Consider the following 850-nt stretch of genomic DNA (forward strand, 5'->3'; position numbering starts at 1 on the left):
CGATACCAATCATATCGATACCCGCCTCAAGCACCGATTCTGCCACTGGTTTGCGCTTAATACCGCCTGTCGTCATTAATGGCATCTGGGCAACTTGTTTTAGCTCTTCGGCAAATTCTAAAAAGTAAGCTTCACGAGCAAGTGTTCGTCCATCGGCTGTACGACCTTGCATGGCAGGGCTTTCATAGCTACCACCAGACAACTCAACTAAATCAATCTTTTCATTATTGAGCTGTTCAATCACATAGCGTGCATCATCTTCAGAGAAGCCACCACGCTGAAAGTCAGCGGAATTGAGTTTAACCGACACCGCAAACTGATCAGAAACAGCAGCACGCACCGCACGCACGGTTTCAAGCAACATACGAGAACGGTTCTCTATACTGCCGCCCCATTGGTCTTGTCGTTTATTGCTTATCGGAGATAAGAACTGAGAAATCAAGTAGCCATGCGCGGCGTGAATTTGCACACCCGAAAAACCTGTTTCTTCAGCGCGACTTGCCGTCAATGCAAAGCGTTGAATAATGTCGTGAATCTCAGCCTTGGTGAGCGCTTTAGGTTTCGCGATCATATTTGAGCGTTTACCCAAATCAACCTGAATATCTGAAGGACTCAAGGCTTNTCCTTTCAGAGCCGAAAAGACCTGTCGGCCAGGATGATTAATCTGCATCCACGCTTTCGTGTCATTCAATTGCGCTATGTGCGCCCATTGTTTAAAAGGCTTAAGCGGCGCATTTGCGTCTAGTACGACGCCTCCTGGTCCCGTCATCGCATGACCATCTACCATCACGTTCCCTGTTATCAACAAACCCGTTCCGCCAAGTGACCATTGTTTATATAAACCCAACAG

The 850-nt window shown here is 47.5% G+C and carries 1 protein-coding gene; it reads right to left on the reverse strand.

Features of this window, described 5'->3' with window-relative positions:
- Positions 1 to 850 (reverse strand): 2,4-dienoyl-CoA reductase (locus A3762_RS19295; protein WP_068757168.1); only part of this gene is annotated, 850 nt, incomplete at both ends.

It is taken from the genome of Oleiphilus sp. HI0125 (assembly GCF_001635355.1).